The organism is Seonamhaeicola marinus, from assembly GCF_008085455.1.
In genome coordinates, this window is record NZ_VSDQ01000718.1 from 784678 (window position 1) to 794228 (window position 9551).

6 protein-coding genes are annotated in these 9551 nt (G+C 33.0%); 1 reads left to right on the forward strand and 5 read right to left on the reverse strand.

What is annotated here, in order from left to right; all coding sequences use genetic code 11:
* Positions 1-78: 78 nt before the first annotated feature.
* From FUA24_RS20920 to FUA24_RS20940, 5 genes are all read right to left on the reverse strand, one after another.
* Positions 79-2553 carry a PorP/SprF family type IX secretion system membrane protein gene (locus tag FUA24_RS20920; protein ID WP_148544995.1) on the reverse strand — a complete coding sequence of 825 codons (2475 nt, stop codon included), beginning with the start codon at positions 2551-2553 and terminating at the stop codon, positions 79-81.
* A gap of 1 nt (position 2554) precedes the next feature.
* Complete coding sequence (locus tag FUA24_RS20925; RefSeq protein ID WP_148544996.1) at positions 2555-3988, reverse strand: T9SS type B sorting domain-containing protein; 1434 nt, start codon at positions 3986-3988, stop codon at positions 2555-2557.
* Positions 3989-4034: 46 nt separating this feature from the next.
* The gene (locus tag FUA24_RS20930) at positions 4035-5354 is read right to left on the reverse strand and encodes a hypothetical protein (protein WP_187388348.1); all 1320 of its coding nucleotides are present in this window, start codon (positions 5352-5354) and stop codon (positions 4035-4037) included.
* 234 nt (positions 5355-5588) lie between these two features.
* The gene (locus tag FUA24_RS20935) at positions 5589-6035 is read right to left on the reverse strand and encodes a hypothetical protein (RefSeq protein ID WP_148544997.1); all 447 of its coding nucleotides are present in this window, start codon (positions 6033-6035) and stop codon (positions 5589-5591) included.
* Between the two features lie 113 nt (positions 6036-6148).
* Positions 6149-6637, reverse strand: a complete 489-nt coding sequence (locus tag FUA24_RS20940; RefSeq protein ID WP_148544998.1) for a SixA phosphatase family protein — start codon at positions 6635-6637, stop codon at positions 6149-6151.
* A 545-nt stretch (positions 6638-7182) separates the two neighbouring features.
* On the opposite strand from FUA24_RS20940, the gene FUA24_RS20945 reads away from it, so the two are divergent.
* Positions 7183-9551 (forward strand): HYR domain-containing protein (locus FUA24_RS20945; protein ID WP_148544999.1); only part of this gene is annotated, 2369 nt, incomplete at its 3' end.

Consider the following 9551-nt stretch of genomic DNA (forward strand, 5'->3'; position numbering starts at 1 on the left):
CCATATTTTAACACCGATTAACGTAAAAATAGCCTTTATTGTAATATTTTGAATACAGATACAGAAATCAAAAAACTACTAGTTTTCAATCTTAACTATTGACATTTTTGCATTATAAGGTTCATTCTCCTTATTTTGTAATGACCTTTGGGCTTGACCGATATTGTCAAATTTATCGTAATAAATAAAGTATTTATTGGAGTTCACATCAAAGAAGAAATTCACATCCTTTCTTCCTGAAGCTACCATTTTCTTCAAGAATTCATCTCTTTTAGCTTCGCTATCATGTACAGCAATAACCATGTAATAACCACTTTCGGAGTGACTAACATTTTTGACGATTTCAATGTTGCTATTATTTCGTTCTTCACCAAAATCAAAGTCCGATTCAGTTAGTTTTTCAGTACTTTCTTCAGTAAATTTCTTAATTCTAGCAAGAGCTAAACTATCCTTATTAAATCTATCTTTTTGATTATCATAAGCCGCACGCTTAATTCTTCGTTTTCTTTCTTCTTCTGTTGCTGCCTTAATGGTTACCAAAGAGGCTTCCAAATCAGATTTAGTCTTTATTGCGGTTAACTGCTGCTCCTTTAATTCATTAATCGCTTTTAAGTATGCCGCATTTAGAGGATCTTTATCATCCCGTACTTTGCGCTTTCTAGTAATATAAATAGCCTCTAACTCTTCAATTTTTATGCGTTGTTCCTCAATGACTTTATCCAACCTTTCTTTAAGGTTTTCAATTTCAGCATTTTCAGCTGTTACACTCTTAAATGCCTTAGGCGCAACAACAATACCTTGTTCACTTAAATCATTTTCTTCTTTAAGATCATCGAGGTCTTTTTGCTTAATAGCTACTTTTTCCGTTAATTTCTTAATTAAGTCCTTTTGAGAATTATTAGATGCTTCAGCGGTTTTATTCAAATCATTTATAGACTCCGCCGTTTCTTCGTCAACTTCAGGTAGTTGCTGTGCTTGAGCCTCCTCCGCTCTTCTTCTTGCCTCTTCTTCTATTTTAGCTTGCTCTAATTCTTCGTTTCGAATTCTTTCAGCTTCCAATCTTGCTTTTTCTTCTGCTTCTGCTTTTTGTCTTTCAGCTTCAATTCTTGCCTTTTCTTCCTCTTCTTGTTTTTTCTTTAACAACTCAGCTCTAATTCTCTCTTCTTCTTTTGCTTCAGCTTCTTTTTTAGCTCTTTCTAATTCTTCATTTTTAATTCGTTCAGCTTCCAATCTAGCTTTTTCTTCTGCCGCCGCTTTTTGTCTTTCAGCTTCAATACGAGCTTTTCTCTCTTCTTCTAATCTAGCCTTCTCTTCTGCCTCCTTTTTTTCTTTTTCTGCTTGAGCCTCAAGTCTATCTTTCTCTATTCTTTCAGCTTCATTAGTTGCTTCTTGTATTCTGCTTTCTTCTTCGCTTTGGGATGTTTTATTTTCTACTACTTCTGTTTGGGTTGTTGAATCTTCAGCAACATTATCCTTTGGTTTATCAGAAGCTACTGGAGTATCATTATTATTTGTATTTGCAATTTTTCTTCTGTCTGGTGTTCTCGTTTTATTGTTTGAAGTATTACGTTTTGCTACACTTCTTTTTCTTCTTTTAGTTGCAAATACCGATTTTTCTTCATCATCACCATTATACAAATATCTACTGTTATTTTTAAACCTGTAGGCCAAAGTAAATTCATGAGAGCTACCAAAACCTGATAATTCTCCTAAAGATTTTTCAAAGTTATATTCTACGGCTATTTGTTCACTTATATTAATACCTAATCCGGCAGAAGCACCATAAAGTGTATTGTAACCTATTTGCCCCCAAAGACCTTTGGGAATACTTAACATTGCCAAACCAGAAAAAACTGTTGTTTCTTCTTTTAATTCAGCAGTAATTAATGAGGAAAACTTAGCCTCATCAAAAAAACCTCTGCTATCCATATACCCAGTATACATGATATGAGCTTGATAACCTAGTTCTGGGTTGTCTTCAATAAGTTTTGAGGTATTAAAATTATAGGAAACTAAGTTATTTACGGACACACCAAAATCGAAAAATTCGGTTCCATAATTAATTCCCGGATTAACCGTAAGTAAGAGGTTTTTTGGTAAATTTTGAAGCGCTGGGTCCGGAAAATTCGAAATAACATTCCCTTCATTTATACTACTTTGATAGGCTCCAATGTTTAAACCAAATGTTAAATTATTCTCTCTATTTATTACCGCATTATATGCAAAGTTTAAAATTCCACCAAAAGTTGTTTGCACACCGAAATCTTGCTGAAACAAACTTACACCAGCTCCAATATTTTCTTTTATCCTACCTGAAAAACCAAACAAATAAGCTTGTGGTGCATTTTCAAATTGCATCCACTGTCTTTTATTACTAAAACTAATGTACTTATTCTGCTCTCTTACAAAACTAAATGTTGGGTTTACAACATGTCTATTAAATTTTAGAGAATTTCGAACAGGTAAATCTAACGCAACAACACCATTCTCTTGAGAGTATGATATTCTCGAAAGACTAAGAAATAAAATCACATATAGTAGGTATTTGCTCATTTTACTTTACAACAGTAATAGATCCTTTACGTGTTTGAGAGTTTTTTGGGGTTATTATATAGAAATAAACTGGATTAACATCTTTAAAAGACAGATTCTCAGGCCAGTTATTTTGGTAATCATTTGTATTTAACACAGTTTTCCCTTGAGAATTAATAATCATAACTTGGGTTTCAGAACCGCTAGTAAATTCTTTAGGTATTATCCAAGTATCATTAATATTATCTCCATTAGGACTAACAATATTTGGGATTTTTTCTACATTAGGAAACTGCTCCGTTACCCTAAACACAAATTCTTTTGTAGAACTACATCCTATATTTTGAGTAATAATGACTTTGTAATTTCCAGACGCTGTAATATCTAAACTACTGTTGGTTTCTCCAGCAATAGTAACTTCATCTTTAAACCATTGAAATTGTGGGCTAATAGCCGTTGTTGTAACCGTTGCTGTTAAAGTTTCTCCTTCCTCTAATTCATTTATTTCCGCAACATCTATACTACTATTAAATCCACTATTTTCTAAATCTATCAAAGCTGTTGCCGAACAATCCCCTAAATCCACTATAACAGAATAGGCTCCTGCTTCATTAGTTTCATACATTTGATCTGTTGCACCATTAATCTGCTCACCGTCTTTAAACCACTGATAGCTCTCTCCTTGTATTGAACTTAAAATTGTAGGTCCAATTTCATGACAATACGGGTTTCCTAGTGAAGAACTTATCGAAGTATTGGTTTCGGATGAAGCAGCTTCTGTAATAACTACTTTATTGGAAAACGAATTTGAAGTACAAGTTCCATAATTAGTTTCGGCAAAATATGTTCCTGCCTCAGTAACCTCTAAGCTCTGCCCTGAGGCTACAAACACAGATGTTGTTTCACTCGTTTCCTTAAACCAATTAAAAGTTAAAGAAGGGTATTGAAGAGGTGAATCATTCATAGGTCCACCGGGGTTATCTATTGTTAAAAGATAACTATCACCAGAACAAAAAACAGCTGACTCTATTAAATTATTGATAGTAAACGGTGTATCTTGAATTTTATAATACGCAGCAAAAGAATCAGAGCTAGAACTTGTTGCAGCTGGAGATGTACTTTTTATCCGAATTTTAAAAGCTTCACCCGCAATAGTTGTTGGTAAAGAAAATGTAAGTGTTGCCGGAGATGTGGTTACACTACCAGCTGGAGATGAATAAATTACGGTTGGTGTTGCAAAATCTCCCGTTTCATCTGAAAGCTCAATTATAAACTGATTAGAACCCGTTAAAGCAGCTGGAGGAGAAAATACAAAGGTAACATTATAGGTGTTAAAAGATTCACTTGCACAAGCTTGTGTAAATCCTAAATTGGGTTTACCAATAACAACTTGTGCATTTACCGATGATAAGGTAAACGCACAAAGCATTAGTGTTATTAACGTGAAATTCTTCATTAAACAATGGTTTCTTTCCACTAAATTATCAATCCAAGCAACTTAGTTACTCATCGATATCAGAATCTATATTAGTGGCAATAATTTTATTTATTCTTAATCTATAATCTGGTCTTCTTTGATTTTCAATATCGATGAAGGTTTCTAAGTTGTTACTCTTCGAATACACGTTAAAAAAGGCAGCATTACCATACCAATTTTCTAAATCATCGTTATTACTATTATTTTCAACAAAAATGTTTCCATTACAATTGTTAAAATACATATCCGTGAACTTAACTTTTTCTAGACTTTCTTGATTAATCACTATACGATCATCTAAAATTACGGCTGGATTAAACCCAGATATAACGCTTTTATTCATATCTAGTGTAGCTCCTATACCAACATAAACGGCTTCATTAATAAGTCCCATATCCATATTGGCCTGTAAATCTTTACTATCATTTAACATAGTAAGATTCTTTGCAATTACCTGTGTACCATTCTTAGAAAAATCTACTTCTTCTTTCTTATCGTAAGACATTACCTTTAAACATCTAGAACCATCGCTTCCAGAAGAATATGGGGAACGAATAGCTAAAGAATTATTCAATTTACATTGAACACCATAGTTAAACTTAAAATCGTTACTACTTGTTCTATACGAAACTACCTGATTTAAAGTTACTTCACCACCCCACAGTTCGTATGCATCTCCGGCGCAGTAACTTATCATTATATTATCTAAAACTGTCTCATTTCCAACACCAGCTAGAAGTAATCCATTTAAATATCCTACACCTCTAATTCTTTTACCAGCATATTCAATTCGAACATATTTTAATACACCAGAATTACTACAGGTATTATCACCTCCATAGTTTACATTTATGTAATTTTCAGGGCTAAGATTGTAATGAAGATTAGCTACAGATCCATTTCCAAATTTATTTAAAGGAGCATCACCTAATAAAGTAATTCCGCCCCAGTCTCCTGCATGCCTTACACTTCTATTTGAAGAGAAAACGATTGGGTCTGTTTCAGTTCCTCTAGCAATAAGCTTAGATCCTTTAGATATTGTTAAAGACGCCTTAGAAGTATAATCCGCTAAAATCACAGTTCCTGGCTCAATAGTAAGTGTTGCATTATTTATAACAAATACATCACCTACTAATAAATACGTGTCTCTTTTGTATAAGTTTGTATTTTCTGTAATATTACCAGAGATAATTTGAGTAGGCTCTCGGTAATTGTTTTGATTAGGCTGGAATTCTGTCCAATTGTCTAACCAATTGTTGTTCCCAACAATTCCTTTTTCTTGTTGAGCAAATACATTGGCGGTAACCAATAGTAATAGATAGGTTAAGATTTTAATAGTTTTCATAATCAATAATTAATGATTAATACAGTAGAATTTGGTACATTCTTTAATAGGTCTCAAATATAGCTCAAAATCCACGAAATACAAAATAATTCGACGAAACACCACTCAACCAAGACGAAATATTAAATATTTTCGACGAAATGCATATTTAAAATAAATTATTTATTTGTTTTTTTGAAATAAAAAAGGAGTTGTAAAACAACTCCTTCCTAATATATGTTATAATTATTCTTATCAATGAAATTCGCTATACTCATGAAGCGCTTTTAAGGTGTCTTCATAAAATAAAATAGCAGCAATTAAATCATCCGTATCGGAATAAGGTAAAATCCGTTTTTGAAATTGCTCATTTTGCTCTAGAAATTCATCGGTTGCTTCAAATTGAGCATCAAGCACCTTTCTATTCTCATTATCATTGGGTATACCTAATGTAGTCAACGTTACCCCAGGTTTAGTGGCAAAAGCAATATATGGCATAAGCTTTACTAGACTTTCAATTCTTTCAACATAAAGCACTAAAAGTTCTCCTTTTTGTTTCCTGTCTAGTTCTTCCTTACTATGGTATTTCTTAATTGCTACTTTATCGCTAATAATACTTCTTGCATTCTTATTTTTTTGGGCAAAACAAATACCTGCCATTAATAAAAAGCTAAAACTAAGTAGGATTGATTTAGTTTTCATTCTAATAGATTTGTGGTTCTAGTGCGCTAATTTATACATTTTAACGTAAAAAACAATCATTTTATCGATTTATTTTAACTTTTTTTCGAAAAAAGAAACTTTCCTACAAATTATCAGACTTTAAAATCCCTTGGAAAAATACAAGCCTCTGTCTTCCCTTTAGTCAACCTATTCCAATTAGTTATATTGAAATCCAAAATAACAGCGCCGCTGGTAGGAACATTATCAATAAACTTATCGCCATAAGTATTAACAAATGCAGTAATAGCATGATTATGACCAAAAATCATTAATGTGTTTATAGTGTTATCACAATTTTTGACTGTTTCCAACAAATCTCGTCCTTCAAAATCATATAACTTGTACTTGAACTCTATATCTAATGTTTCCAAACCAAGGTTTTTCACGAAAATATCGGCGGTTAACTTTGTTCTAACCGCATCGCTAGATAGTATTTTATCAACACTTAAGTTCATTTGTTTTAAATGTTTTGATACCAAATGAGCATCACTAATACCTCTATTCTTCAAAGGCCTTTCGTGATCAATGACATCAAATTCCCACGATGATTTTGCGTGTCTTATTATAATTAGTCTTTTCATACCCGATTAAACGCTTTTTTTATCGATAAATAGTTGTTTTTATCGTTTAAATTCAATTTATTTGCTTCGTAAAATTAAAAGAATAAATAAAATATTACAGTAATTAAGTTAATAATCAAAGAAATATATGGTTAAATATTACTATCGTTAAAAAACAACTAAAAACCGATTAAGTGTTACAGTTATACTGTTAATCGAATTTATAAGTGATATAACACGTATTTTTGAGCAGCTTATTACATCTTGTTTTTTTTGTGGTACCTATAAATACAACAAATTATGACCCCAAATCTAATTTTAAATGTACAAAAGGTATTGTTTTACGGTACTGATCCCTCACTGTTTTTCCCCTCAAAAACTTTATTACTGTTTAATTTTAGTGTTTGTTTTTCTAACACTAATGTTGCTTTGTGTTATCAATATAAATGAAAACTACATAAGCTAAAATGAATTATACAATTAACTATAAAGTAAAAATATAGTCTAAATAAAATTAACTTATTGATATTGTTTCAGCAATACTTTGCTTCCTAAAATATTTTCATATGAAAAAGTTATACCAAATCACAACCTGCTCTAAAAAACATCTAATAAAATTGATGTTATTTGTTTTTTTGGTTATTTCGAGTTTGAATTCAATTTCGGCCCAAGTAAGAGTTCCTTTTTCTCCAAGAGCTTCTGAATTAACTCCAACGGTAACAACGTATAGTGTTAAAGGTGATTTCGCCATGATGGGGAACACCAATCTTACATTGTTGAATTATTCGGATAACACGCCTAACACCAATAATATGATATATGTAGATATTGATGGTGATAGCAACACATTTAATTCATCTTCGGCTGAATTGAACTTTTCAACTGAAAATGGAGCAATACCTAGTTGTTCCAATGTCGTATTTGCAGGAATTTATTGGTTTGGTAAAGCAGATACAGGAGCAGATGCCAATCTTGATGGAGATAATGACCCTAATACTTTTAACGTTACTAAAAATGGTGTTACTAAATCTTTGGATAAACGCAAAATTCTTTTAAAAGGTCCAGTTAATACTACCTATCAAGTAGTAGATGCAAATACCTCCCTTACTGGAGCAGAACTATATTTTCCTGAAGATATTGACATTAATCTTTATACGGCATATGCCGATGTTACTCAGTTTGTAAGAACTAATGGCGTTGGTGAGTATTTTGTTGCAGATATGGCTTTAACTGAAGGGTCTCAAACTCCCGATGGTTTATCTGGTGGATGGGGAATGGTTGTTGTATACGAAAACCCACAATTAGATTGGAGAGACATCACCGTTTTTGATGGTCATGCTTTTGTAAGTGGAAACAATGGTACCGAAACGTTCTCATTCAACGCCAGCGGATTTACAGCTTCACTGAATGGACCTGTAAATGTAAAACTTGGTGTAATGGCTGGTGAAGGTGAGCCTAACTTTGTTTCTGATTTTCTTGAAATTGAAATACAAAATACAGGAACTTATCAAAGTCTTGAAAACACCATAAATGGTGCAACAAACAACTTTTTCACATCAAGTATTGAAACTGGTGGTAATTCAAGAACGCCTAATTTAGTAAACAATACTGGTGTTGATATCTTAACAATTGATATTCCAAATGCAGGAAATAGTATAATTGCGAATGGTCAAACATCTACTTCATTTAGATATGGATCAGGTAGTGATGGTTTTGCTATTTTTAATTTAGTTTTTGCGGTTGATGCTTTCGTTCCAGATCCAGAAATTGTAATAGCTAACACTTCAATTAACGGTGCTCCTCCAGGACCTACAAATAACAATTTAGAGCCAGGAGAAAACGCAGATTTTGAAATTGCTATTAGAAATACTGGTACAGAAGAAATTAACAATGCCGAACTTACTATTCCCTTACCTGTATCTATAGATCCAAACAATGTAACTATTACATCTAGTGTAAATCCTCCTTTAACGACTACAAACGTACCTGTTTATGATCCAAATGAAGGCGTAAATGGTTCTATAGTTTGGGATTTAGGCACATTGCCTATTCCTGCAGATCCGAATACAGTTCTTGCAAATTTAGGATTTAAAATAACAGTAACCACGGATTGTACAGTATTAGGAGATACTAATTTCCAACCCACTGTTGCCATAAGTGGTACCTTAAAAGGTGAGGGAGCCATTTCAGGAGAAGAATTTGAAACAGAGCTAATACAAGGCTACGAAACTACAGGAGTATGTACAGGTGCACCTATCCCAGCACCAATTATTATTGGTATTGACTATGTAGATTATGTAAACGAAGCTCCAATAATCACAGCTCCAACTCCTTTGGAGTTAGAAGGTTGTGATGAAACATCTATTACAGCTATAAATGCCAGATATCCTTATAGTGCTTCAACATCATCCGACATTAAGGATACATATGTTACCACAGGTTATACGGCTTCAGATAATGGTACTATAGAAAGCATAACATATATAGATGTTATAACTTCTAATACACCTACATTAATAGAAATTACAAGAACTTATAGCGCTACTGATGACTGTGGAAATACCAGCAGCGTACAACAAATAATTCAAATAAGAGATACTACTAACCCAACAATTACTTGTCCTAGTAATGTTACTGCGGGTACTTCAGATGATGGTAATGGCAATTGTTCAACGACAGTCAATTTAGGCTCTCCTGTTACAGGAGACAATTGTACAGTCGCTTCGGTAATTGCTCAAGTAAATAGTAACACAATTGACCCTGCAACCTTTGAATTTGGATTAGGCAACACTACGGTTGTTTGGATTGTAGAAGATTCTGCGGGTAATACAGCTTCTTGCGAACAAACAGTTACTGTTAATGATGATGAAACCCCTACATCTCCAGTGTTACCAGATTTAACTGGTCAGTGTTCGGTAACTGCTACAGCGCCTAC